Genomic DNA, 23,465 nt, shown 5'->3' on the forward strand with positions numbered 1-23,465 from the left:
AATGTTCTCTAAATTTTTCATTGAACGCCCGCGCTTCGCAATGGTCGTCTGCATTGTGTTGGCGCTTGCAGGCGTAATATCGATCTTCTCGCTCCCGATCTCGCAGTATCCGGAGGTCGCGCCGCCGCAGATACGCATCTCCACAACCTACCGCGGAGCAGACGCGGAGACTATAGCCAACACCCTTGCCGTGCCTCTGGAAGAGCAGGTAAACGGCGTCGACGGCATGATCTACATGAACTCCACGTCGAACAACAACGGTGAATATTCGCTTTACGTCACCTTTGCGACGGGAACGGACCCTGACATGGCGCTCGCACGCGTGCAGAACCGTGTCTCCCAGGTCACGCCTCAACTGCCCTCCGAGGTCGTAGAACAGGGTATCACGGTCGAGACGTCGTTCTCCGATACCCTCGGCTTCCTCGGACTGACATCTCCCAACGGCACGCACGGAGACCTTGAACTGATGAACTACGCCTACAGCAATGTTAGAAATACGCTGAAGCGTGTCCCCGGCATGGGTGACGTCCAGGTATTCGGCGCCAAATACAGCATACGCATTTGGCTTGATCCCGCCCGCGTGGCTTCGCTTGGACTTTCGATAAACGACGTGGCGGCGGCGATCCAGAGCCAGAACAAACAGGCGTCTATAGGTTCCATCGGCGCGACCCCGGGCAGCGATATAAACAGCCCGCTCGTCTATTCACTGCAGACCAGGGGACGCCTTTCGGATGTCAAAGACTTTGAAAATATAATCATACGTACAACGGCACAGGGTGGCCTGGTAAAGCTGCGCGATATCTCCCGCATAGAGCTCGGCGCGGAAAGCTATAACACAAGCGCGAACCTGAACGGCGCGCCCGCCGCGATGATCGCGATGTCACAGGCGGCGGGTTCAAACGCGCTGGACGTCATGTCCGGAGCAAGGGCTGCGATAGAGCAGCTGTCAGCCAACCTGCCGCATGATATGAAGCTTGACGTGCAGTACGACTCAACCAAATACGTCAGAGAGACGATAAAAGAGATACTGATGACGCTGATCCTGACCTTCTCCCTCGTCGTCGGCGTCTGTTACCTCTTCCTTCAGGAATGGCGCACCACGCTCGTGCCTGTCGCGGCGATCCCGGTCTCGCTTCTCGCCACCTTCGCGGCGCTGCTGGGAATGGGATACAGCATCAATATCCTCTCTCTCTTCGGACTTGTGCTCGTCATCGGAACGGTCGTCGACGACGCCATCGTCGTCGTCGAACGAGTACAGTTTGTCATGGAGCGAGACAAGTGCGACCCAAAAACCGCGACGATACAGGCTATGAAAGACGTTACCGGGCCAATGGCCGCGACAACGCTGGTATTCCTCGCGATTTTCGTCCCCGTCGGCTTTATGACGGGAATCACGGGACAGATATACAAACAGTTCGCCGTAACTATCGGCTTCTCCGTCTGCTTCTCGCTGATAGTCGCCCTCACCCTGTCGCCCGCCATGTGCGCCCATATGCTGCGTGAGACAAAGCCTGCCGAACGCGGCCCGCTCAAATGGTTCAACACTACACTGACACGCGCGACACGCGGATATGTCGGCGGCGCGGTTTGGATCACAAGACGTACCGTCGTCGCGCTTGTTATGCTGGCCGTCATCATCGCCGCCTGCTGGACGATAATCAAGATTTCGCCGCAGGCGTTCATACCTGACGAAGACCAGGGCGTCGTCTTTGCCACGGTACAGCTCCCGGAGGGCGCCACAAGACCGCGAACGGAGCAGGTAGTAGAACCGATGGTCGCGGAAATCGCAAAGATCCCCGGTGTGGATGCGACAATAAACATTTACGGTTATAACATCATGGGCGGCTATGGGGAAAATGTCGCCTCCATGATCTTCCCTCTCAAACCGTGGGGCGAGCGTAAGACTAAAGAGACACAGCAGTCAGCAATCGTCACCAAGGTCGCGGCGATCGCGGCAAAATATCCGCAGGCGCAGACCAACGTATTCACGCCGCCGGCGATCCAGGGACTGGGCATGGCTTCCGGTATCGACATGAGGCTCCAGTCAATGGTGGAAAACGACCCCGCCAAGCTGGCGGAGGTCATGAGGGCCGTGCTCGTGGAGCTGAACCAGTCGCCGGAAATCCTTTACGCCTTCAGCTCATTTACGGCGAACACGCCGCACCTCTATCTGGACATCGACCGCGAAAAGGCCGAGCTCATGAACGTACAGGTTGGGACGATATTCTCCACGCTGCAGACCTACTTCGGCTCCACCTATATCAACGATATAAACATGGGCACTCAGGTCAACCGCGTTATGGTACAGTCCGACTGGAATTACAGAAACAGCATCGAACGTATCGGCGGGATATTCATCAACAACGCGAACGGAGAACAGGTGCCGCTGCAGAGCCTGATGACGGTGCGCAAGATACTCGCGCCGCGCTCCCTCAGCCGCTATAACCTGTTCCCCTCCGCGGCGATCACCATCGTCATGAAGCAGGGATTCTCTACCGGACAGGGCATCGAGCGTATAAACGAAATATCGAAAAAGGTGCTCCCCGAGGGCTACTCCTACGAATGGTCAGGGATGACCTATCAGGAGCAGCATTCGCAGGGAGGCATAATGATGGTCCTTGTCATCGCGCTGATCTTCGCCTACCTCTTCCTCGTCGCCCAGTATGAGAGCTGGTCCACGCCGGTTCCGGTCATCCTTTCGCTGCCGGTAGCTATGTTCGGCGCCCTTGGAGGATTCAGGCTGATGGGTCTGCCTATTTCAATATACGGACAGCTCGGCATCCTCCTCCTCGTCGGACTTGCCGCGAAGAACGCGATCCTCATCGTTGAATTTGCCAAAGAACAGCGCGAGGACCACGGCCTGCCATTGATACAGGCGGCGGCCACCGCGGCGAGCGAACGTTTCCGCGCCGTTCTCATGACAGCCTTTACCTGCGTCCTCGGCGTGCTTCCGATGCTTTTCGCCTCGGGCGCCGGCGCCGCCAGCCGCAAAGCCGTCGGTTCGACGCTCTTCTTCGGAATGAGCGCGGCTACTATTTTCGGCGTGTTCCTGATCCCGGCGCTCTTCGTAATCTTCCAGGGCGCACGCGAGAAGGTAAAAGGAAGCTTCAAACAACATAAGATACAGAAGGAAAAAGAGTAGGAGGCGCGTGATGATAAAAAAACTTACACTATGCACGATATCCGCGCTGATAATGCTGACGGCCGGCGCCGCCTTCGCGGCGAAGGCCGAGCCGAAGCCCTCTTCCGCGGTAAACACATCTGCTGATCTGTCGGCTGAGGCGGCCTCGCGCGACATACAGATCAAAAACGGCGAATGGACGATGCTGGCGCAGCTCTACCCCGTTCCCGCCGTCTCCGACGATATCTCCCAGGCGCTCACCCCCGAGCACCTCGCGAGCTGGTGGAACGTCTTCAACGACCCGATGATGACGGAGCTCATTCTCAAGTCGCTCGAGAGCAACCGCGACCTCGCGGCGGCGCGCGCCAGGGTGACCGAGGCACGCGCCTCGCTCGGGATCAGCCAGGCGAATCTGCTGCCCTGGCTGGATTCCACGAATTTCTGGAACAACGAACGCACTCCCGTACAGGCCGGAGGCAGCGGCAGCGGCACTAATCTCTACAAGCTCGGCATAGACGCCTCGTGGGAAATAGACGTATTCGGCGGGCAGCGCGCAAGTGTCAGGGCGCAGAGAGCGACGCTCGAGGCCCAGTACGCGGCGCTGTACTCCACCTGGACGAGCCTCGCCTCAGAGGTGGCGATGAACTACATCTCGCTGCGCACCCTTCAGGAGCGCCTGGCGATCGCGCAGTATAACCTAAGCCTCCAGCAGGACACCGTCGACATCCAGCAGTCAAAGGTCGACTCCGGGCTCTCCGACTCGCTCGCGCTGAAACAGGCGCAGTACACGATGGAACAGACGCGTGCCAGCATTCCCAGCGTTGAGTCCTCGATAGAGCAGACGATGAACGCGCTCGCGATACTCGTGGGCGAGGTTCCCGGAACGCTGGAGGAAAAACTTGCGGCAAAGCAGCCGATACCCAAGCTCTCCGGTACGGAGTTCATCGGCATACCGGCGAACGCCGTCCGTCAGCGTCCCGACATCCGTCAGGCCGAACGGCAGCTTGTGGCTCAGCTTGCGCGCAAAAAATCGGCGCAGGCAGACCTCTGGCCCAAGTTCTACCTTACGGGATCGATCGGCACCGAGGCTGGCAACTGGGGTAGCCTCTTCTCCGGCCCCGCAAAGCTGTACAGCTTCCTGCCGAAGATAAGCTGGCCGATCTTCCATGCCGGCGCGATACGCAATAACATCAAGGTGCAGGGAGCGAAGGCCGAACAGCTGCTCGCGGCTTACGAACAGACGGTACTGACCGCTGTCGGTGAAGTACGTGATTCACTCTCCGCGAACGTGAAGGAATACGAGCGCAACGAGTCCCTTAAACGCGGCGTGGAGGCCGCTCAGACGGCACTTGACATCGCGAATGATAAATACGCCAACGGCCTCGTTGACTTCACCAATGTCATCAACGCCCAGCGCTCATTGACGGGCCTCTCGGAGGAATACGTCATCAGCCAGGGACAGATATCAACAAACGCCGTGGCGCTCTTTAAGGCACTCGGCGGCGGCTGGCAGCCGATGGAAGAGGCCGAAAAGGCGCTCGCCGAAGCGGCCGCAAAACAGGCAAAGAAATAACAGCGGCAAAACAGCCGCAAGACATCAAAAGAGGCCTTCTCTTATGAGAGGGCCTCTTTCATTCATTATCGCCGTATCAAAAATTTAGAGGTCGTATTCCTTCGGCGGGTTGCCGGAAAAATCGGCGATCACCGCGTGCGCGTCCGCAAGATAAAAAACTTCAAATATGGGATTATCCGCGCTCTGGTACAGCCCCTTTATCAGGGGATAGGCCATGCAGCCCTCTTTGACCTCCATATTGTTCACAAACACGGCCCTGCCCGCGATACGCAGCCAAGCATAGTCGGGGCTGGAAACGCTCACCTCGACATAGGGATTGGCCGTCATCTCTTTATAGACCTCTTTGGTGCTGTTGGTGCAGAACCAAAGCTTACCCTCACGCTCAAAACAGAACATAAAGGGGCGGCACTTCCCTTTGCCGTCAAGACCGACCGTCGCCAGATACTGCACAGGATTTTTACTCAAAAATTTAACAACTTCGTTCATTGTAATTTCCTCCCTCAATTTCTTTTATTAAGCAATGGATTGCTCTTACTTATCAATAGACTTATAATAGAAATCTAAGGATATAATGTAAAGTAAGCACTATTTTGTGCTATAGTTACCATAATGATACTAATGGAGGAGACAACCGTGCTGATAAAAGACCTGCCCCCCTGTCCCGTAGAGACAACCCTGACACTGATAGGAGATAAATGGAAGGTGCTCATCCTGCGCGACCTGATGCCGGGGACCAAACGCTTCGGCGAGCTAAAAAAATCCATCGGCAGCGTCACACAGAAGGTGCTCACGCAGCAACTGCGCGCGATGGAGGAGAGCGGCCTGCTGACCCGCAAGGTCTACGCCGAGGTCCCGCCGCGCGTCGAATACACCCTCACCGAGACCGGCTACAGCTTAAAACCGATCCTCGACGCCATGTGGGGCTGGGGAGAGCGTTATAAAGAGACGCTGGGAGAAGACCCGGCGGAACAGATGGCTGACGGAACGGCAATTTGCCAAACTCTGGGGGAGAAACTTTCATGAAAGACGGCTTTATAAAGATCGCCGCGGTCTCGCCGGATATGCGCGTTGCGGACTGCGTTTATAACGCGGAAAAGATCGCCGAAGCGATGTCGCATGCGGCGAAAGATGGAGCGCATCTGCTCGTATTGCCGGAGCTTTGCCTCACCGGCTATACCTGCGGCGACCTCTTTCTGCAGCGGACGCTGACGGATGGCGCTGAGGCGGCGCTCGCAAAAATACTTAGTGACACTAAAAAACTCCCCGTTGCCGCGCTTATCGGACTACCGGCGGTACGCGAGGGGAAATTATACAACTGCGCCGCCGTCATTTATAGAGGGAAACTGCTCGGCGTCGTACCCAAGAAAAACCTCCCAAACTACGGGGAATTTTACGAAAAGAGGTGGTTCTGCTCCGCGCCGGAGGAGAACGCCGGTATACGTCTTTGCGGCGGCAACGCGCCCTTCGGGACAAAGCTGATCTTCCAATGCGCGTCAATGGACGGCTTCCGCTTCGCCGCCGAGATCTGTGAGGACCTCTGGGTGCCGGAGCCGCCCTCCGTCTCCCACGCGCTTGCGGGAGCTCTCATCATCGCGAACCTTTCGGCGAGCGACGAGACCATCGGCAAGGCGGAGTACCGCCGCTCGCTTGCGGAGGGGCAGTCCTCGCGGCTCGTCTGCGCCTACGTCTATGCCGACGCCGGCTGCGGCGAATCGACGACCGATATGGTATTCGGCGGCCATAACCTCATCGCGGAAAACGGCCGCCTGCTCGCGGAGTGCGCCCCCTTTTCCACCGGTCGCTGCTCCGCCGTCGTCGATCTGCAGTTGCTATCGCAGGAACGCAGGCGGCTCACGACATATCCGGAGAGCCGCGCAGCGGGCTACGAGACCGTTACCTTTGAAATGGAAACCGCCGATACGGACATCGCCGAACGCGAGATCGCGAGACAGCCCTTCGTCCCCGAGGACGGAGCCGAACGCGGCAGGCGCGCGGAGATGATCCTCACGATGCAGGCGCACGGCCTGAAAAAGCGGCTGGAACATTCACACGCAAAACACGCCGTCATCGGGATATCGGGCGGTCTGGACTCCTGCCTGGCGCTGCTCGTCGCCGTCAGGGCGATGGATCTTGCCGGACGCCCCAGAGGCGACGTCCTTGCCGTGACGATGCCCTGCTTCGGTACGACTGCGCGCACAAAAGGGAACGCCGCGCTGCTCTGCGAGTCGCTGGGGGTGGAATTCCGCTCCGTCGACATCACCGAGGCTGTGAGGCTTCACTTCCGCGATATCGGACAGGATGAAAACGACCACGACGTCACATTTGAAAACGCCCAGGCGCGGGAGCGCACGCAGATACTGATGGACATCGCCAACAAACATGGCGGCCTCGTTGTGGGTACCGGCGACCTCTCGGAGCTGGCGCTCGGCTGGGCCACCTATAACGGTGATCAGATGTCGATGTACGGCGTCAACGCCTCCGTACCCAAAACCCTCGTACGCCACATCGTGCATTATGCCGCGGACCGGACGGAGAACGAACCGCTGCACCGCGCGCTGCTTGATATCCTCGACACCCCCGTAAGCCCGGAGCTGCTGCCGGCGGAGGGTGGAAAGATCTCGCAAAAAACGGAGGACATTGTCGGCCCCTACGAGCTGCACGACTTTTTCCTCTACTATGCGGTCCGCTGCGGCTTCGCGCCGCGCAAGGTCCGCCGCCTGGCGGAGACATCTTTCTCCGGCATCTACGACGGCGAAACGATCGACAAAAGGCTGAAAAACTTTTATCGCCGCTTCTTCGCGCAGCAGTTTAAGCGTTCCTGTATGCCCGACGGTCCGAAGATCGGCTCCGTAACGCTCTCCCCGCGTGGAGACTGGCGCATGCCCTCGGACGCGGCGGCGGAGCTGTGGCTGGCGGAGCTGGAATAAGGGAGGCCCATGTCTTGAAGATTACAATGCTGGGAACTGGCAACGCCCTCGTAACAGAATGCTACAACACCTGTTTCGTCCTCAGCGAGGGAGACCGTCATTTTTTAGTGGACGGCGGCGGCGGGAATACCGTCCTACGACAGCTGAAAAGGGCCGGAATCGATTGGAAGAGTATAAAAGATATTTTCGTAACGCATGGATACGTCGACCACCTGCTTGGCATCATCTGGATGGTGCGCATGATCTGCCAGTATATGAGACAGGGAGAATATGAGGGCGAGGCGAATATCTATGCCCATGAGGAGCTGATCTCGCTCCTAAACGGAACGGCGCACGCGCTGCTGCCGGAAAAGGATACCCGTTTCATCGGCCGCAGGCTGCACCTGATTCCCATCGCCGACGGCGGGGAGCGGCAGGTAATCGGGCGAAAGACTGTATTTTTCGACATCCATTCCGCCAAGGCGAAGCAGTTTGGCTTTACCGTCAGCCTGGGGAACGGAGAAAGACTCACCTGCTGCGGCGACGAGCCTTACAGCGAATATGAGCGTTCCTACGCCGAAAAGAGCAAGTGGCTCCTGCACGAGGCCTTTTGCCTGCACGCGCAGGCTGATATATTCCATCCCTATGAAAAAAGCCATTCCACCGTAAAGGACGCCGCAATCACCGCCGAAAGGCTGGGGGTAAAAAATCTGCTCCTCTACCACACAGAGGACAAAAATATCGCGGACCGCAAATCGCTATACCTGGCTGAGGGGCGCAAATATTTTAACGGAAATATCTTCGTGCCAAACGATCTGGAGACCATCGAGCTATAGCCGCGCGCAAAGCGGTCCTTCATAATTTATATAAAGAGAGAGCCGGAGCCCAGAAAACGAGCTCCGGCTTTGAATTTTAGAGTAACGGTACCGGTTATACGGCCCGTTAGACCGCCTTACTGCTTCTTCAGCACCTCGTCCGGCACAAGAAGGTCGAGACGTTTTTCCGAAATGTTGATGGATATTTCGTCGCCCTCTTCGACAAAGTCAATGGAACCGCCATCTCGGGCGAGACATATCATATTAGCACATTATTCATCATATTAATGTACACATAAAAAACAAAATTATATGCAATTATTAACATACCATTTGCTATTATAATCACTATCAAAGATATTTATATACCATAGATAGTTTATTAAATAACCTGTAAATTAAATATATATTATTATATTAAACAAAAACCACGCTATACAGCATCATAAATAACGTCATTTAAATAATCTCCTCCGATTCCATAAATTAACAAAAATGGACACACCATTGACTTATATGTATCCATATGCTAGATTTAATTTCATAAATTGGATACATAAATTACAAGAGGTGTTAGCTATGGTTAAGATGAAAAAGGCGTTGTTAATGGGTTTTGGCCTTCAGGGACGCGGTGCCTTATATGATCTGCTAAAATATGGCAACTTTAATGAGATCCGTGTATTCGATAACCGAAGTGATCTGGAAGATGCTCTTTCCGACTTTAAGGCGGAGACAACAGAGATAATTCCTATCAAAGGATCAGTATCCAACAGAGAGCTGCTGGAATCATCCATGTCTGGCGTTGACGTCGCGATATGCCTCCTTCCCAGAGATTTTGCGCTCCCCATGGCAGAATTAGCCGTTGAAATGGGCATAAATTATACATGCGCCTCATACATGGGTAGTTTTTGCAGCGACAACGAGTCCAGGGAGCGCCAGGTACGGCGTTTGGAAAAACTTGCTTCTGAGGCGAAAAGAAAAAACGTCACAGTATTAACACAATGCGGACTGGATCCTGGACTTGACCTCTTACTGGCAGGGGAAGCAGTCAGACAGTTTGACAAGGTGACCGACTTTATCTCCTACGGCGCAGGTTTCCCAGATTTGGCTGCGGCGGATAATCCGTTGAGCTACAAATTTACATGGACAGTAGAGGGTGTTATGCGGTCATATTACCGCCCGGCAAGAATAATTAAGGACGGGATGGTATTGGACATACAGCCTAACGAGGTTTTTTATAATAAAAACACGCACGAGCTCTCCATCGAAGAACTTGGAGGTACGCTTGAATGTTTCCCCAATGGGGATTCCATAACCTTGGCTGATGAGTTGGGAATAAGAAATGACGTTCATTCCATGGGAAGGTATGTATGTCGTTGGAAGGGACACTGTGATTTTTGGAGGGTCTTCGCAAATTGCGGCTTTCTAAAGGATGAAAAAGTAAACGTGCGTGGAATATCTGTTGATAGAATCCCATTTATTGCGGCAGTACTTTCATCAGAACCTCAATTTTTCTACGGAGAGCACGAACAGGACGTCACCCTGACATGGGTTGATGTTACCGGACTGAGAGACGGGAGAAAATTCCGAGAAATATACCAAATTATAGATAAAAAAGATTTGGAAAGCGGTTTCACCTCTATGACAAGAACTGTAGGATTTGTCGTGAGCATGGGAGCAATGATGATACTCAATGGAGATCTTTCGAAGGGAGGGATTTTCTCGCCAGTGGAAATGCCATATGAAAAAACAGCTAAAGAACTGAAAAAACGCGGCATTTTTATCACTCACATTAGTACTGAGGTTTAAGAACAATAACTATGAGAAAAGAGGGGAATGAACGTAATGGAAAACTTTGGGTTTTTGTCAATACTGCCTCCAGCACTTGCAATAATATTAGCGGTCATAACAAAAAATGTTTTAGTTTCACTTTTCAGCAGTATTTTTTTAGGTGCCGTGATTCTCTTTAACGGAAACGTTTTTTACGCCGTCCCCGCACTTTTCCGTGATTTTCTGTTCAAACAGGCAGCCGATGGATACAACGCCAGCGTTATCGTACTGGTATTTTTTATCGGCGGGATGGTTATGCTCGTAACAAGTTCCGGCGGAGCCGAGGCTCTGGCTGTGACAGCAACCAGGCGCATAAACAGCAGAAAGAAGGCAATGTTGAGCGCGTGGATGTTAGGGTTACTGATATGGTTTTCTGATTTTGCAAACGGAATGTTGGTGGGACCCATTTTTCAGCCAATTACCGACAGATTAAAAATAAGCCATGAAAAGCTGGCTTGGATCGTCGATTCTACCTCAGCCCCAGTGTGCATGCTTGTTCCAATATCAGGATTCGGTATATTCGCGATGAGCTGCATAGAAAAGGAATTTACCGCCTACAACGTCAACATGCCTGTATGGGATGCCTTTTTACAGACGATACCTCTGCAATTTTATTGTATTGGCGCACTCGTCATGATTCCATTGATAGCATGTATCGGACTCGATTTCGGTCCAATGGCAAAGGCGGAAGAGCGTGTACTCACATCAGGAAAACTTCACTGGGATCACGCGCAGCCTATGGGACTTGGAGAACCTCCTATTCTCTCAAATGACGCTAAACCAAGAATATCTCTCGTCATATATCCTATCATAGCAGTATTTGTCATATTCTTTGCAATACTTATCGCAAATGGTTTTCCGTACGAGAAAATCGTTGGCGTTAATATCAGGACAGGACTGACCACAGGATATTTTGTTGGAGGCATGATCTGTTTTGGATTAATGATTCTCTACAAAATCCGTAATTTTAAGGAAACTTTCAACATCTATCTTGATGGAATGAAAAACAATCTCTTCCTCGTTATGACGCTGCTCTTCGCATGGTCACTCAGTTCCGTATGTAAGCAGCTTGGTACAGCTCAATATATCGTACACATTGTTCAAGGTAATTTACCCGTTTATTTCGTAGCGCCAATATTCTTTGTAGTCGGCGCGATAATAAGTTTCGCGACAGGGACTTCTTATGGCACATTCGCAATCCTTATTCCAATCGCGATACCTATGTCAATAAGCCTCGGCGCGCCTATGATCGCAACGTTAGCCGCCGTTTTCAGCGGTGGTATTTTTGGTGATCACTGTTCTCCTATCTCCGATACTACACTGCTGGCATCAATGGGAGCTGCATGTGACCATATTGAGCATGTAAAGACACAGCTGCCATACGCGATTATGGTCGGAGTTGTAACGTTCGCCGGATATATGTTGTCATACTGGGTCAACAGTCCAATAGTACTGGCACTGTCCGCCGTAGTCGGAGTTTGCGCGATAACGCTTATATTCAGTAAAATACATGGCGTCAATGTATCTGGTAAAATATAAGGTCATTCGTTTTTAAGTTACTATTCAGGCAGGGGCTGTACCCTGTCTGATTTTTTGTCTTTATAAATCGTCTATTTCGTAAATTTAATTATGTTTTGTTTTATTTGCTATGATATTATGTAGAATACGCAAGAGGTCAGATTTTAAGGAGGAACATTTATTGAAAGAAACAAATAATACTCAGCATACCGCTGAGGAACGGGCGACAAAGGCCATAGTACAACTGATCATTGACCATAAATATCTGCCCGGCGAAAAACTCCTGGAAGTTGACCTTGCTCAGGAGCTGGGAATGAGCAGAACTCCCATAAGAAGTGCGCTTAGAAAACTGGCTGCCGAAGGTTTTCTGGATATGCAGGCAAACAGAGGATGCCTTGTGCCATTTTTAACGCTGGATGATATGGAACGCCTCTTCAATTTCAGAGCGGAATTGGAAGGCTTCGCATCCTTTGAGGCGGCTAAAAATATTACAGAACCTCAAATAGAGGAATTAAAGGCATTAATTGAAATGGAAAAAAACCTTTACCCTCAAGCTGACGCTCTAAACTACAATAAGATTAATGAAAAAATCCATAAATGTATAATTACCGCCTCACAAAACGACTACCTGATAAGATCTTTCAGATCGGTGTTTCTCAGGTCCGAGCTCTATATTTTCTACTATGACCGTTTCTGCCGGGAAAAAAAGCCCAAAACCGAGTATCTTGACGCACCACAGTCACATCACTCAATAAAAGACCACGAAAAACTTCTCAGAGCTATGATTGAAAATGAGCCGGAGGTGGCTAAAATCATCGCCGTCCGTCATGTGCTAGCAACAGCGGAACAGCTCAGAAAAGCATTTTTTATTATGGGACCTAAAATTTTCGATTCTTAAATGCAATAGAGCTTATGTACATAACATGAGGCCGGACTTTGCATAAGCACTGCAAAAAGTCCGGCCTCTCAAGTATCTACAAAATTTTACTGCTTCTTCAGCACGCCGCCCTCGACTCCGCTTGTGGCGAAGGCGCGGTAGCGGTTCAGGAAGGGGCTGTCGACCTCCTGGACGTGGGGAACGAACTTCTTGCGGCGTTCTTCCAGCACCTCGTCCGGCACGAGAAGGTCGAGACGTTTTTCCGGAATGTTGATGGATATTTCGTCACCCTCCTCGACAAGGCCGATAGGACCGCCAACCGCCGCCTCGGGCGAGACGTGGCCGATGGCCGCGCCGCGCGTCGCACCGGAGAATCTGCCGTCGGTGATAAGCGCTACGGTGCCGCCCTTGCCCTGGCCCATGATCGCCGAGGTGGGGGCAAGCATCTCGCGCATGCCGGGACCGCCCTTCGGCCCCTCGTAGCGGATGACGACGACATCGCCGTCGTTTATCTTGTTCGCCATGATTGCGGCGCTCGCCTCTTCCTCACAGTCAAAGACGTGCGCCGGTCCTCTGTGGACAAGCATTTCCGGAGCCACCGCCGCCTGTTTGACGATTGCGCCGAGCGGCGCGAGGGTACCCTTCATGAAGGCGAGGCCGCCCTCTTTATGGTGCGGATTCTCAATGGGACGAATAACTTCCGCGTCGACGACCTTGGCGCCGGCGACATTTTCCGCCGTCGTGGCGCCGGTGACGGTGATAGTTTCACCGTTTATGAGGCCGGCCTCAAGCAGCTGTTCCATCAAAGCCTGTACGCCGCCCGCGCGCCAGAGGTCCTCAATATGATGCGCGCCGCCGGGGCTCATCGAGCAAAGATGCGGCACCTTCGCGCCGACCTCATTGAATATCTCCAGGGGCAGCTCAAGCCCAGCCGCCCAGGCGATCGCGGGCAGATGGAGCGAGGTGTTCGTCGAACCGCCAAGCGCAAGGTCCACCGCGACGGCGTTTTTAAAGGCCTCTATCGTGAGGATGTCGCGCGGACGGATATTTTTTTCCACAAGGCTCATGACCGCGCGTCCGGCATCCTTAGCGAGACGGATACGCCCCGCGTGTACGGCGGGGATGGTGCCGTTCCCGGGCAGGCCGAGGCCGAGCACCTCCATCATGCAGTTCATCGTATTGGCGGTGAACATGCCGGAGCAGGAACCGCAGCCGGGGCAGGCGTTGTCCTCTATATCCTGAAGCGCCGCGTCGTCGATCTTTCCCGCGCCGCGCTGTCCGACACCCTCAAAGACGCTGTTAAGGTCAAGGGTACGGCCGTTGTGCTGTCCAGCCATCATCGGCCCGCCGGAGATCACTATCGCGGGCAGATTGAGCTCCGCCGCCGCCATCGCCATTCCTGGGATGATCTTGTCACAGTTCGGTACCAGCACGAGGCCGTCGAGCGCGTGGGCGCGCGTCATGACTTCGACCGAGTCCATGATCAGTTCGCGGCTAGGCAGCGAGAATTTCATTCCCTCATGGTTCATCGCGATGCCGTCGCAGACGCCAATAACGGGGAATTCTATCGGCAGGCCACCGGCGGCGTAGATGCCGGCCTTGACGGCCTCCGTTATCGTGCGCAGATGCACGTGGCCGGGGATGACGGCGTTATAGGCGTTCGCCACGCCAATCCACGGGCGTTCTATCTCCCAGTCGGTGTAGCCGGCCGCCTTCAGCAATGAACGGTGGGGGCTCCGAAGGTATCCTTTTTTAGCTTTATCGCTGTTCAATTTATCGTTCACTTCCTATCCTGTGACCATGTTGTCTAATGAGTTTCCGGGATACACCATCGGCATTATCAGGGCTCCCTGCGGTATCCTGATGTCGATCAGCGCGGGGCCGGGTTCGGCAAGTACCTTTTCGAGCGTCGGACGCAGCTCTTCGGGACGCGAGGCGGCATATCCGGGAACGCCCATCGCCTCGGACAGTTTGACAAAGTCAGGAGTGCGGTTATATATCGTGTTGGAGTAGCGGTGATCATAGAAGAACTGCTGCCACTGCCGCACGTTGCCAAGACAGGCGTTGTTAAGCAGGATCACCTTCACGGGGATGTCGTAGCGCGCGCAGGTGTCGAGCTCCTGAATGTTCATCATAAGGCTGCCGTCGCCCGCGATGCAGCAGACGGTCTGTCCGGGGCAGGCATAGGCGGCACCCATCGCCGCGGGGAACCCGAAGCCCATGGTACCAAGGCCGCCGGAGCTGAGGAAACGGCGCGGAGCCTCGACATGGAGGTGCTGCGCGGCCCACATCTGGTTCTGACCCACTTCAGTGGTGACGACGGCTTCGCCCTTCGTCAGTTCATGAAGCGTCTCCAGCACCTGCCAGGGTGCGATCTCGCCGCTGTATTCATGGCGCGGCATCGGCTCTTTCGTACGTATCTCCGAGAGAGTCTTGTTCCATTCGCTGTGATCGGCGATCTTTTTCTTCATCGCCTTGGAGAGGGCCTCGATAACGCGGGAGGCGTCGCCGACAAGCCAGACGTCGGTCTCTATCGCCTTGTCAATCTCCGCCGCGTCCAGATCGATATGGATGATCTTCGCGTCGGCGGCGAAGCGCTGGCGGTTTCCAGTCGTGCGGTCGCTGAAGCGCGAACCGATGGCGATGATGACGTCCGCCCCCATCAGCGCGCGGTTCGCCACGGGGTGTCCGTGCATACCGGCCATGCCGAGCGAAAGGCCGCTCGGATGAGACTCGGGGAAGGCGCCCTTGCCAAGCAGCGTTGTAGTGACCGGTATTTCGTATTTGAGCGCGAAGCCGGTAAGCAGCTCGGAGGCTCCGGAGCGGATGACGCCGCCGCCCGCGAAGATCACGGGGCGCTCGGCGTGCTCGATCAGCGAGACTGCCGCTTCAAGCTGCCTGACATCGTACAGGTTTTCGGGATGATAGCCCAGAAAGTCGAGCTGCGTCGAATATTTATAATCTCCCATGCCCTTCTGGACGTCGGCCGGCACGTCTACAAGAACCGGTCCCGGACGCCCTGTGGAGGCGATGTAAAAGGCCTTGTGGATCGTCGACTGCACCTGGTCCGGCGTGCGCACCTGAAAGCTGTGTTTGACGAGCGGCAGGCTCGCGCCGACGATATCCGCCTCCTGAAAGGCGTCCGTGCCGATCACCGTCGTCGCCACCTGTCCCGTGATCGCCACCATCGGCACCGAGTCAAGGTTCGCCGTGGCAATCCCCGTTACAAGATTTGTGGCGCCGGGGCCCGAGGTTGCGATGCAGACCCCCGGCTTGCCGCTCGTGCGCGCGTAACCGTCCGCCGCGTGAGAGGCCGCCTGTTCGTGGCGCATCAGTATGTGGTTTAATTTTGAATCATAAAGAGCGTCATAAAGATGGATGACCGTACCGCCGGGCAGTCCGAAGACGGTGCTGACTCCCTCGTCCTCCAGCGCCTTGACGACCATCTGAGCCCCGTTCATTTTCGCCATGTGGATTGCTCCTTTTTGCTTTTGTTTTTCTGGTAACAACTAAAGTATATTCCGCAGATTAGATGTGCCAGCCGCTAAGCGGCCCGTCCCCGCGCGGGGCGGAGGCGTATATCAATACGTTGGAGCCACGGGCGGGGCCGGACCGCGACGCGGATGGCGCATTTAATCTGCGGCGCCGTTAAAATTTGGGAACTTCTTTTTGCTCCATCCAGGGCATCATCTTGCGCAGTTCTTTGCCCACCGCTTCGCAGGGAGCCTCCTGTGCCGCCTTCGCCCACTTCTTCATGCGGGGACGTCCGGTCTGGTTCTCAAGTATCCAGTCGCGCGCGAAGGTACCGTCCTGTATCTCGGTAAGCAGCTGCTTCATAGCCTTGCGCGACTCTTCGCCGATGACGCGCGGCCCCGCCGTCATATCACCGTACTTCGCGGTGTCGCTGATGCTGTAGCGCATCCAGCTCATGCCGCCCTCAAAGATCATGTCTACGATAAGCTTCATCTCGTTGATGCACTCGAAGTAGGCCATCTCAGGCTGGTAACCGGCTTCCACCAGCGTCTTGAAGCCCTGCTGCATCAGCTCCGTCACGCCGCCGCAGAGGACAGCCTGTTCGCCGAAGAGGTCGGTCTCGGTCTCTTCACGGAAGGTTGTCTCGATGATGCCCGCGCGTCCGCCGCCGATCGCCGAGGCGTATGCGAGCGCGAATTCCTTCGCTTTGCCGCTGGCGTCCTGGTAGATGGCGATGAGACAGGGAACGCCCTTGCCCTCTTTATACATGGCGCGCACCATATGGCCGGGCCCCTTCGGAGCTACCATAAATACGTCGTGCGACGCGGGCGGCACGATCTGTCCGAAATGCACCGCGAAGCCGTGCGCGAAGAGAAGTTTCGCCTCGGGCTTCATGTTCGGCATCACCTGGTTCTTGAAGATGTCGGCCTGCATATGGTCGGGCATGAGGAACATGATAAGGTCGGCAAGCTTCGCCGCCTCCTGCACCGTATAAACTTCAAAACCGTCGGCCTCGGCCTTCGCCTTCGACTTGCTTCCCTCATGCAGGGCGATGATTACCTTGGCGCCGCTGTCGCGCAGATTCTGCGCGTGCGCGTGCCCCTGACTGCCGTAGCCGATCACCGCTACCGTCTTGCCGTTCAGAAATGCGAGGTCCGCGTCGCGGTCGTAATAAACCTTTGCCATAATAGAGAACACTCCTTAGATAGAATTTTATGTATATCGCTATAAGCTGGCCGGCAAAGCCGGCGGACTTAGTAGTTTCCTAAAAAACGATTTCTTTAACGCGACGGTCAGTTCTCGAAACCGGTGCGCGCGAGCGCCACCTGTCCGGAACCGGCCGTCTCCAGGATGCCGTAGGGCTTGAGCGCCGCCATGCAGGCCTCCACCTTGCCCCTGTCTCCCGTCACCTCAAGCGTGATGGCGTCGGAGCCGAGGTCTACCACGCGGCAGCGGAATATCTCCGCCGTCTGAAGGATGTGCGGCCTGCGCTCCACCGGAGCCATGACCTTGACGAGCGAGAGCCAGCGCTCCACAAAGGGACCGTCCTTGGTAAGGTTCTGCACCTCAATGACCTCTATAAGCTTCATAAGCTGCTTGCGTATCTGGTCATAGACTCCCTCTTCACCCTCAATGATCACCGTGAAGCGCGAAAGACCGGGGACGTCGGTGCGTCCGACGCTGAGGCTCTCGATGTTGTATCCGCGGCGATAGATGAGACTCGCTATGCGCATGAGCACACCCGGACTGTCTTCGGAAACAATGCTGAAAGTACTCTTCAATCTTAAAACGTCCCTTCTCAAAAAGCTTTTTATAGATAAACCCCGACGGCGCAAAACAGATGACCGATATTGCCCCGTGCCCTACAGCTTCACGCAACAAAAAAGACCGGAACCCCAGCGGGTCCCGGTCCGATAGTAACACGGTTATTAGGCACCGGCCACTTCAGGGGACCCGCTGCTAATAATGCGTACTACAACGACTATGTTTGCCACATTGGATGTCAAATTATCTCTTCGCATTGCTGCCCGTCCCTTCGATGCCGGATTGAAAAGGAGATTAGCCCTTTTCGCATATTATGGGACATAATAAAAGCTCTAAGGTGAAATGTCAACTATCTTTGCAAAAATAGTCAATAGCCGTAATCTAATTTTAAGTTGGTATATTAAAAATATATCTGCAGTAAATCAACTTTTTATTATAATTAACCTCGTATAATGGAGGTATATTCTATAAATAACTTTTTAAATCCATATTTTTGTAATTTCAATTTCCTGCTATTTACCCGGAGCGGCTACCAGCGAACCTCCACACGAAGATTTTCTTTTATCATACGGGCCCTTCCACCCGTGTGCCCAAAATGCGCTTAGGTTTAGTCTGCGTCCAGACGGTTATAAACAGAGGAACAGCACTTAAGCATCCTCAATATAAAACTAGCCTGCCAGTAAAAATGCAGCAGTTTCAGCCTAGCCCCTGAAATCTGTAGGAGCCAGGCCGTTCAGTTTAGACTTTCTCATTAAAAACGTCTATGCGCAAACTAAAAAATCGTATCATCAGTGAACAGTTTTATTATTAAAGATCACGGTCTATCGCAAGAACAGCCTCTTTCAGCAGTTCAACGCCGTGGAGGACGTCGTCATTCGTTGTAAACTCATCCTTTGAATGGCTCACCCCATCGTGGCTTGGAACAAATATCATCCCTGTAGGAATGACATGGGCTATCGGCGAGGAATCATGCGAGGCGCCGCTTGGCATCACTACGGCGGATAATCCGGCTTTGTCGGCACTGTCCTTTATTTTTTTAACAAGCCTTTCATCCAGAGGCACTGCTGGTTTAGCGCCGAGCTGCTCGACTGAAGCGGTGCATGGATAGACTCGTTTCGCCATTGCGGAAACTTCCGCGCAGGCCTTCTTCACCGCCGCGTCATCGATAGAGCGCAGCTCAAGTACGAAGCACACCTCTTCCGGGACGACGCTGACGTGCCCCGGAACGATTTTCATCACACCAATGTTACAGACCAGGCCATCTTGTCCATCCAGGCGAACCAATCGTGAATTAGATCCGCAGAGGCGCGCATAGCGTCTTTTCTCTCCGACATCGGCGTGGTGCCCGCATGGTTTGCCATACCCCTGACCCGGACCTCCAGACGCGTAATGCCTACGATACCGGAGGGCACGCCAATATAAAACCCCTTACGTTCCAGAAATGGCCCCTGTTCGATGTGGAGTTCAAGAAAAGCCGCGTAATTTCCTAAATCTCCTTTACTCGCCGCCACCGCATTCTCATCAACACCAAACTTAGCGAGAATATCCCGACGGTAATCCGACAGCAGAAGTCCGGCGAAAGCACGGCTCCCAAAGGTACCGCCAAGCGGCTCGCCCTCCTCGCCTACAAAAGCGACGACCTCAAGGCTGTGCTTAAGAATATCCCCCGCATCCTTCACCGCCCGCAGGACCTCCAGCGCGGCAATGATGCCAAGCGGACCGTCATATATGCCGCCGTTATCCACCGAATCAAGGTGCGAACCAATTAGGATCGTCTCTTTATTTTTTCCTTTGAGACGCCCAAAGAGGTTTCCCACACCGTCGATTCGTGTTTCGAGCCCGACCTCTTCCATTTTTCCTTTGAGCCACGCGCGCGCTTCAAAGTAAGGCGCGCTATAGGCCGTACGCTGGAGACCTCGCCCCTCTACCCAGCCGATCTTTCCCTGTGCGAAGAGATCTTCAAGGAATCTTTTTCCGTCAACAGACACCGTCATAAATACCTTCCCTTAAGCAGACATTTCCCATAGCCGGGCTCGCCAACTACCTTCCCATCCTCATATATGACCTTACCACGCAGGACGACTTTGCCGATGATTCCATTGAGCTTCCAGCCATCGAAAATCTTTGCGATATCTTTTGCCATCGTCTGCATCCTGTCTTTTTCCACCATATATTCGGTTTTTGGGTCACAGAGGATAAAATCAGCGTCAACGCCGATCTTTATCGCGCCTTTTCGCGGATAGAGGCCATATGCCTTGGCCGGGTTTGTCGCGATGAGCTCGACAGCGCGGCGCAGGGAAATCCTTCCGTCCGCCACCGCCTTCATCATAAGGCCGAAGCGCGTCTCCAGCTCTGGGAAGCCTGCGGGGGGCGAGGAAGATGTCCTGTGGATTGCGCTCTTTTTCCTCCACCATGTAAGGGGAGTGATCACTTCCAACCGTGTCTATCGTACCGTTTTCTATATAGTCCCACATCTTTTTGACACGCGATTTATCACGTAGGGCTGGGTTGCATTTCGCATAAGAGCCATATTCGTTGAGAGCCTCTTCTGTGAGATAGAGGTATTGCTAGCAGGTCTCTATCCAAATTTTCATGCCTTTGGCGCGCACGGTCAAAGTCGCATCCACCGCTTCCGGCGTTGAAATATGTACGAGATAGAGAGGGCAACCTACAGTCTCGGCGAGGCGAATGAGCCGGTCCACCGCCAGCGCTTCAGCGACGGCTGGACGTGAGGCAGCGTGATAGATCGGGGCGACGCTCCCCTCCCTGCGCAACTCGGCGATCGCTCTCGCGACGAGGTCGTTGTCTTCCCCGTGCGCCGCATCGGCAGACCTGTCTTTTTAACCTCTTCCATAACCTTCAGCAGTTCGTAATTAGTTTCGCTCGTGAGGCCGGCAAATTCCTTTTCACGTCCCTCCGGCGCGGCGTGAAGGAAGGTCTTATATCCCCAGACTCCCGCTTCGGCGACGCGGCCTATCTCCTCTATATGCTTGCCGCCCGCCGCGCCGAGGAAGGCGACGTCGACTATCGCCTGCTCCCCGACGGCAGCGACGCGCGGCGCGAGCGTCTCGGGACTGTACTGCGGCGGAGTGGAGATGGGATGTTCGATTATCGTGGTGACGCCGCCTGCGGCGGTGGCGGCCGTGCCAGTCACAAAGGTCTCGCGATGCGCCCCGCCGGGATAGCGGATATGAACATGCGGGTCTACTCCACCGGGAAGCAGCGTCAGCCCTCCCGCGTCGATCATCCGGTCGGCCGCGGGAAATACGTCTGTCGCCTCCATCGCGGCAATTTTGCCATCCTCCGCCAGTAACCAGCCTTTAAAATAGTCATCCTCCGTGAGGTTCTACACGTTTTTGACCAACAATCTTTCCATAATAAAATCGCCTCCGGCTTTGACGGCCGGACTCGACTTTACCGGGCCGGCGTCAGATTTTTAGTTTCTTCGATCAATACGGAGAGCCACATGTCTCTGTCTCTCTCATAGTCAAACCTCGTGCCCGCGACCGTCAGCGCCATGATCAGGTCCGTCCCGCACATGTCGATGTGAACGGATATCGCGGCGACGCCGGGGTCCATCTCTTCGACCGATTCGCAATATCCCTTTTCCCTTATCTGTTTCAGGTCTTCCCTCAGCAGCTCCGGGTCCGTCACCGTAAATGGCGTGAACGCCTCCAGCTTCTGAGAGAGCACCTTTTTCACAAGCGCCTCTGGAGCGTACGCCAGAAGCATCCTAGCGCTGGCCCCGGCATGAAAGAGCTGTTCCTCGCCGATTATAGAGGTGATCCTTACGACGCGGTTCGATTCCATCTTGTGCAGACAGACCACCCGTTCGTGGTCGATAATATTGATGAAGGCAGATTGCCCGCACCGTTTGACCACATTCCGCAGCACGGGATCGATCCTTTTCACCGTGTCGAGATTCACACGCCATTCGTTGGCCAGCGAGAGGAATTTCAATCCGATATAATAATTTTTGTCCTCTTCGTCCTGATAGGCCCAGCCGATAGCGGTCAGCTCCTGCAATATGCGGTGAACCGTGCTCTTCGGTACCCCGGTAAGCTCCTCTATCTTTCTTACGCTGTGCGCCTCTTCCAAATTTTCAAGCGCTTCCAAGATCGTCAATATCGTATCTATGGAATCAAAAAATTTTCGCATCGGTCATCCTCCCCGCCTGGCCGCTCTCCGCAACAGACGTGGAGAATCACCGGACAGCTTTTATTTGTGCTCACAGCCGCAAGGCGACAGGTCGTCCTATATCCAAACGCCGTCTCAGGATCGTCAAGAACCTCGCCGTCGGCCACGCTCATTACAGCTTTGAATATTTTATCATACCCCGTGCCGCGGCAGAGGTTCCCTGAGAAGGCCTTCTCTGTTCGTCCATAGTCGGGTGTGGATTGCGGTCGAGCAACGTCTTCGAGGAGAGAAGCATACCCGGCGTACAGTAGCCGCACTGTATCGCGCCGTAGGCGACGAACGCCTTCTGGAGCAAATGGATGCCCTGCGAAGCGCCCCAGACATCAACATGCCCGTTTCCCTCGGGCACGCAGATGACGGCGGTCCTCTCAAGCGGTACAGGGTTCGACTTTGAAGTACGGAAATGCTTCGTCAATACTAAATTCGCCTCATCAAAGGCTTTTCCCACGTCTCCGATGGTGATGTCGACCGTGTCGAATACATGGCCCCTTATATTGACCGGATTGTCGCCCTTGAGCGCCTCTTCGTGTATCACGGGCGCGTCCGGCGCAAGCGTCAATTCAAAATCCAGAGCTGACGGCAGCACCTCGTATTAAACTTTTATCTTTTCGAGGGGCACCTCCGCCGCCATGCGGTCACCGACATGGCGCACGTGACGCTCCAGCAGATAACTGTCCTTATATATGATCTCCGGGACATGGAGATACTGATGCATGCTCAATATCTTCGTCACATCATCGTAGGTTATGATATCGACCACGCCCTGCACGTTCAGCCCTCGCTTTTATCGACGCTCTTCACGACCGCTTTTGCGTAAGGGCTGTGCGGTATCTTGCAGTGAAGCATATTCGGCACATAAAGGTCACCGGTATACTTGAGCCTGCCCATCGCCTTGAGGCGCACCTCCTGCTTCTACTGCCTTTCGCCAACGATCTGGAATTTATTCAATACGGCTCACTCTCTGAATTCTGCTCATAATTTAACCTCAAAACAACAGCAATTTCGCGAAATATTTATACATAGTCAATGCCAACATCCTTTTTGTCCATTTTATAAAAGACATATCCAAATATTATCTCTGGCAAAATTGGCCAGCTAAGTAGGAGCCATGTTGGCGTTTTCACAGGCAGTTTCAATACTACAAATAACCAAAAGGCTGCGCCAGTCATGGCATCGGGGGCATGCTCGTCAATAAAGTTTATATGCATAAAAGACCTAATAGCATAGCTGTCATAGATGGCGCCTTCTATCTTTTCATCAGAGAGGTTGTACCAGTTCTGAAGCAGATAAATCCTCAGCATGGTCTCAATACCGCGAAGCGGACGGCCCTTTTTGCCTGCGAAGCAAAAAGATTTGATTATTTCTACCTAGCCCTGCCAAGGTATGATCT

General features: G+C 54.1%; 22 protein-coding genes. 8 read left to right on the top strand and 14 right to left on the bottom strand.

The genetic code is table 11. The features are described 5' to 3' along the window. The first annotated feature begins 1 nt into the window (after window position 1). Window positions 2-3,142 (top strand): efflux RND transporter permease subunit, encoded by a 3,141-nt coding sequence (locus tag LIO98_RS14060; RefSeq protein ID WP_291958549.1) that lies wholly within the window; start codon window positions 2-4, stop codon window positions 3,140-3,142. 10 nt (window positions 3,143-3,152) lie between these two features. After that, complete coding sequence (locus LIO98_RS14065) at window positions 3,153-4,694, top strand: efflux transporter outer membrane subunit (RefSeq protein WP_291958553.1); 1,542 nt, start codon at window positions 3,153-3,155, stop codon at window positions 4,692-4,694. Between the two features lie 84 nt (window positions 4,695-4,778). Here LIO98_RS14065 and LIO98_RS14070 read toward each other — a convergent pair whose 3' ends face one another. Beyond that, window positions 4,779-5,180, bottom strand: coding sequence for a pyridoxamine 5'-phosphate oxidase family protein (locus LIO98_RS14070; protein WP_276804219.1), 402 nt, complete (start codon window positions 5,178-5,180; stop codon window positions 4,779-4,781). 132 nt (window positions 5,181-5,312) lie between these two features. Between LIO98_RS14070 and LIO98_RS14075 the strand changes: the two genes are divergently transcribed. From LIO98_RS14075 to LIO98_RS14085, 3 genes are read left to right on the top strand one after another with little or no spacing between them, the layout of a single operon-like run. Then, window positions 5,313-5,717, top strand: coding sequence for a helix-turn-helix domain-containing protein (locus tag LIO98_RS14075; protein WP_363304481.1), 405 nt, complete (start codon window positions 5,313-5,315; stop codon window positions 5,715-5,717). Next, the gene (locus LIO98_RS14080) at window positions 5,714-7,621 is read left to right on the top strand and encodes an NAD(+) synthase (protein ID WP_291958563.1); all 1,908 of its coding nucleotides are present in this window, start codon (window positions 5,714-5,716) and stop codon (window positions 7,619-7,621) included. Before LIO98_RS14075 ends, LIO98_RS14080 begins: the two co-directional genes overlap by 4 nt. Window positions 7,622-7,635: 14 nt before the next feature. Next, window positions 7,636-8,436 carry an MBL fold metallo-hydrolase gene (locus LIO98_RS14085; protein ID WP_291958565.1) on the top strand — a complete coding sequence of 267 codons (801 nt, stop codon included), beginning with the start codon at window positions 7,636-7,638 and terminating at the stop codon, window positions 8,434-8,436. 116 nt (window positions 8,437-8,552) lie between these two features. Here LIO98_RS14085 and LIO98_RS14090 read toward each other — a convergent pair whose 3' ends face one another. Next, window positions 8,553-8,678: a dihydroxy-acid dehydratase gene (locus LIO98_RS14090; RefSeq protein WP_291958569.1), complete on the bottom strand. Its 126-nt coding sequence runs from the start codon at window positions 8,676-8,678 to the stop codon at window positions 8,553-8,555. A 316-nt stretch (window positions 8,679-8,994) separates the two neighbouring features. Here LIO98_RS14090 and LIO98_RS14095 point away from each other — a divergent pair, with 316 nt between their 5' ends. From LIO98_RS14095 to LIO98_RS14105, 3 genes are all read left to right on the top strand, one after another. After that, complete coding sequence (locus LIO98_RS14095; RefSeq protein WP_291958572.1) at window positions 8,995-10,224, top strand: saccharopine dehydrogenase family protein; 1,230 nt, start codon at window positions 8,995-8,997, stop codon at window positions 10,222-10,224. Between the two features lie 27 nt (window positions 10,225-10,251). Further along, window positions 10,252-11,784, top strand: coding sequence for a Na+/H+ antiporter NhaC family protein (locus LIO98_RS14100; RefSeq protein WP_291958574.1), 1,533 nt, complete (start codon window positions 10,252-10,254; stop codon window positions 11,782-11,784). 160 nt (window positions 11,785-11,944) lie between these two features. After that, window positions 11,945-12,661 carry a GntR family transcriptional regulator gene (locus tag LIO98_RS14105; protein ID WP_291958576.1) on the top strand — a complete coding sequence of 239 codons (717 nt, stop codon included), beginning with the start codon at window positions 11,945-11,947 and terminating at the stop codon, window positions 12,659-12,661. 86 nt (window positions 12,662-12,747) lie between these two features. Here LIO98_RS14105 and ilvD read toward each other — a convergent pair whose 3' ends face one another. From ilvD to LIO98_RS14165, 12 genes are all read right to left on the bottom strand, one after another. After that, complete coding sequence (gene ilvD / locus LIO98_RS14110) at window positions 12,748-14,412, bottom strand: dihydroxy-acid dehydratase (RefSeq protein ID WP_291958577.1); 1,665 nt, start codon at window positions 14,410-14,412, stop codon at window positions 12,748-12,750. Between the two features lie 15 nt (window positions 14,413-14,427). Beyond that, the gene (gene ilvB / locus LIO98_RS14115; protein ID WP_291958578.1) at window positions 14,428-16,110 is read right to left on the bottom strand and encodes a biosynthetic-type acetolactate synthase large subunit; all 1,683 of its coding nucleotides are present in this window, start codon (window positions 16,108-16,110) and stop codon (window positions 14,428-14,430) included. Window positions 16,111-16,288: 178 nt separating this feature from the next. Beyond that, window positions 16,289-17,299 (bottom strand): ketol-acid reductoisomerase, encoded by a 1,011-nt coding sequence (gene ilvC, locus LIO98_RS14120; protein ID WP_291958579.1) that lies wholly within the window; start codon window positions 17,297-17,299, stop codon window positions 16,289-16,291. Between the two features lie 107 nt (window positions 17,300-17,406). Further along, entirely contained in the window at window positions 17,407-17,895 is a 489-nt protein-coding gene (gene ilvN, locus LIO98_RS14125; protein ID WP_066741965.1) for an acetolactate synthase small subunit, read from the bottom strand. 790 nt (window positions 17,896-18,685) lie between these two features. Further along, complete coding sequence (locus LIO98_RS14130; RefSeq protein ID WP_291958584.1) at window positions 18,686-19,114, bottom strand: M20/M25/M40 family metallo-hydrolase; 429 nt, start codon at window positions 19,112-19,114, stop codon at window positions 18,686-18,688. Continuing rightward, window positions 19,114-19,872: a hydantoinase/carbamoylase family amidase gene (locus LIO98_RS14135; RefSeq protein WP_291958586.1), complete on the bottom strand. Its 759-nt coding sequence runs from the start codon at window positions 19,870-19,872 to the stop codon at window positions 19,114-19,116. Before LIO98_RS14135 ends, LIO98_RS14130 begins: the two co-directional genes overlap by 1 nt. After that, window positions 19,869-20,309 (bottom strand): amidohydrolase family protein, encoded by a 441-nt coding sequence (locus LIO98_RS14140; RefSeq protein WP_291958601.1) that lies wholly within the window; start codon window positions 20,307-20,309, stop codon window positions 19,869-19,871. The genes LIO98_RS14135 and LIO98_RS14140 overlap by 4 nt, the downstream gene beginning before the upstream one ends. A gap of 237 nt (window positions 20,310-20,546) precedes the next feature. After that, the gene (locus tag LIO98_RS14145; protein WP_291958589.1) at window positions 20,547-21,161 is read right to left on the bottom strand and encodes an amidohydrolase family protein; all 615 of its coding nucleotides are present in this window, start codon (window positions 21,159-21,161) and stop codon (window positions 20,547-20,549) included. A gap of 131 nt (window positions 21,162-21,292) precedes the next feature. Next, a complete protein-coding gene (locus tag LIO98_RS14150) occupies window positions 21,293-22,036 on the bottom strand; it encodes an IclR family transcriptional regulator (RefSeq protein WP_291958593.1) in 744 nt (247 codons plus the stop codon). A 151-nt stretch (window positions 22,037-22,187) separates the two neighbouring features. After that, window positions 22,188-22,661 carry a 2Fe-2S iron-sulfur cluster-binding protein gene (locus LIO98_RS14155; RefSeq protein ID WP_291958596.1) on the bottom strand — a complete coding sequence of 158 codons (474 nt, stop codon included), beginning with the start codon at window positions 22,659-22,661 and terminating at the stop codon, window positions 22,188-22,190. A gap of 6 nt (window positions 22,662-22,667) precedes the next feature. Further along, complete coding sequence (locus LIO98_RS14160; protein WP_291958598.1) at window positions 22,668-22,835, bottom strand: hypothetical protein; 168 nt, start codon at window positions 22,833-22,835, stop codon at window positions 22,668-22,670. Window positions 22,836-23,088: 253 nt separating this feature from the next. Next, entirely contained in the window at window positions 23,089-23,436 is a 348-nt protein-coding gene (locus LIO98_RS14165) for a transposase (protein ID WP_363304484.1), read from the bottom strand. Window positions 23,437-23,465 lie beyond the last annotated feature (29 nt).

Origin of the sequence: Cloacibacillus sp., from assembly GCF_020860125.1 — a bacterium.
Lineage (GTDB): Bacteria > Synergistota > Synergistia > Synergistales > Synergistaceae > Cloacibacillus.

Excerpts from the sequence above, each read along its gene's own strand:
- LIO98_RS14060 (WP_291958549.1), top strand. The coding sequence starts at position 2 with ATGTTCTCTAAATTTTTCATTGAACGCCCGCGCTTCGCAATGGTCGTC.
- LIO98_RS14065 (WP_291958553.1), top strand. The coding sequence starts at position 3,153 with ATGATAAAAAAACTTACACTATGCACGATATCCGCGCTGATAATGCTG.
- LIO98_RS14070 (WP_276804219.1), bottom strand. The coding sequence starts at position 5,180 with ATGAACGAAGTTGTTAAATTTTTGAGTAAAAATCCTGTGCAGTATCTG.
- LIO98_RS14075 (WP_363304481.1), top strand. The coding sequence starts at position 5,313 with ATGGAGGAGACAACCGTGCTGATAAAAGACCTGCCCCCCTGTCCCGTA.
- LIO98_RS14080 (WP_291958563.1), top strand. The coding sequence starts at position 5,714 with ATGAAAGACGGCTTTATAAAGATCGCCGCGGTCTCGCCGGATATGCGC.
- LIO98_RS14090 (WP_291958569.1), bottom strand. The coding sequence starts at position 8,678 with ATGATATGTCTCGCCCGAGATGGCGGTTCCATTGACTTTGTCGAAGAG.
- LIO98_RS14095 (WP_291958572.1), top strand. The coding sequence starts at position 8,995 with ATGGTTAAGATGAAAAAGGCGTTGTTAATGGGTTTTGGCCTTCAGGGA.
- LIO98_RS14100 (WP_291958574.1), top strand. The coding sequence starts at position 10,252 with ATGAACGTAATGGAAAACTTTGGGTTTTTGTCAATACTGCCTCCAGCA.
- ilvB (WP_291958578.1), bottom strand. The coding sequence starts at position 16,110 with ATGGCGAAAATGAACGGGGCTCAGATGGTCGTCAAGGCGCTGGAGGAC.
- ilvC (WP_291958579.1), bottom strand. The coding sequence starts at position 17,299 with ATGGCAAAGGTTTATTACGACCGCGACGCGGACCTCGCATTTCTGAAC.
- LIO98_RS14130 (WP_291958584.1), bottom strand. The coding sequence starts at position 19,114 with ATGAAAATCGTTCCGGGGCACGTCAGCGTCGTCCCGGAAGAGGTGTGC.
- LIO98_RS14135 (WP_291958586.1), bottom strand. The coding sequence starts at position 19,872 with ATGACGGTGTCTGTTGACGGAAAAAGATTCCTTGAAGATCTCTTCGCA.
- LIO98_RS14145 (WP_291958589.1), bottom strand. The coding sequence starts at position 21,161 with ATGGAGGCGACAGACGTATTTCCCGCGGCCGACCGGATGATCGACGCG.
- LIO98_RS14150 (WP_291958593.1), bottom strand. The coding sequence starts at position 22,036 with ATGCGAAAATTTTTTGATTCCATAGATACGATATTGACGATCTTGGAA.